Here is a 1371-nt window from a genome sequence, read left to right as displayed (position 1 = left end):
CATATTATATGGTTAAGTCCTCGATCTATTAGTATTCGTCAGCTCCACATGTCACCATGCTTCCACCTCGAACCTATCAACCTGATCATCTTTCAGGGATCTTACTAGCTTACGCTATGGGAAATCTCATCTTGAGGGGGGCTTCATGCTTAGATGCTTTCAGCACTTATCCCTTCCGCACATAGCTACCCAGCTATGCCCTTGGCAGAACAACTGGTACACCAGCGGTGCGTCCATCCCGGTCCTCTCGTACTAAGGACAGCTCCTCTCAAATTTCCTACGCCCACGACGGATAGGGACCGAACTGTCTCACGACGTTCTGAACCCAGCTCGCGTACCGCTTTAATGGGCGAACAGCCCAACCCTTGGGACCGACTACAGCCCCAGGATGCGATGAGCCGACATCGAGGTGCCAAACCTCCCCGTCGATGTGGACTCTTGGGGGAGATAAGCCTGTTATCCCCGGGGTAGCTTTTATCCGTTGAGCGATGGCCCTTCCATGCGGAACCACCGGATCACTAAGCCCGACTTTCGTCCCTGCTCGACTTGTAGGTCTCGCAGTCAAGCTCCCTTATGCCTTTGCACTCTACGAATGATTTCCAACCATTCTGAGGGAACCTTTGGGCGCCTCCGTTACACTTTAGGAGGCGACCGCCCCAGTCAAACTGCCCACCTGACACTGTCTCCCGGGTCGATAAGACCCGTAGGTTAGAATTTCAATACAGTCAGGGCGGTATCCCACCAGCGCCTCCACCGAAGCTAGCGCTCCGGTTTCAATGGCTCCCGCCTATCCTGTACAAACTGTACCAAAATTCAATATCAGGCTACAGTAAAGCTCCACGGGGTCTTTCCGTCCTGTCGCGGGTAACCTGCATCTTCACAGGTACTATAATTTCACCGAGTCTCTGGTTGAGACAGTGCCCAAATCGTTACACCTTTCGTGCGGGTCGGAACTTACCCGACAAGGAATTTCGCTACCTTAGGACCGTTATAGTTACGGCCGCCGTTTACTGGGGCTTCAGTTCAGAGCTTCGCTTACGCTAACCCCTCTCCTTAACCTTCCAGCACCGGGCAGGTGTCACCCCCTATACTTCGCCTTACGGCTTCGCAGAGAGCTGTGTTTTTGCTAAACAGTCGCTTGGGCCTATTCACTGCGGCTTTCCGTTAAGAAAGCACCCCTTCTCCCGAAGTTACGGGGTCATTTTGCCGAGTTCCTTAACCAGAGTTCTCTCGCACACCTTAGGATTCTCTCCTCGCCTACCTGTGTCGGTTTGCGGTACAGGCACCTTTTATCTCGCTAGAAGCTTTTCTTGGCAGCGGGGAATCAAAGACTTCGCTCCATAAGGAGCTTCCCCATCACAGCTCAGCCTT

Annotated in this window: 1 rRNA gene; it reads right to left on the bottom strand. The window is 53.0% G+C overall.

The annotated features are described in order from the left end of the window. Positions 1-8: 8 nt before the first annotated feature. Positions 9-1371: ribosomal RNA gene (locus tag CGQ22_RS31175) — 23S ribosomal RNA — on the bottom strand; the annotation flags it as partial.

It is taken from the genome of Bacillus sp. M13(2017) (assembly GCF_002218325.1).
Classification (GTDB): Bacteria; Bacillota; Bacilli; order Bacillales; family Bacillaceae_G; genus Bacillus_A; species Bacillus_A thuringiensis_K.
The sequence above is the reverse complement of the archived record's forward strand: the minus strand, read 5'-3'. Positions and strand labels throughout refer to the sequence as shown.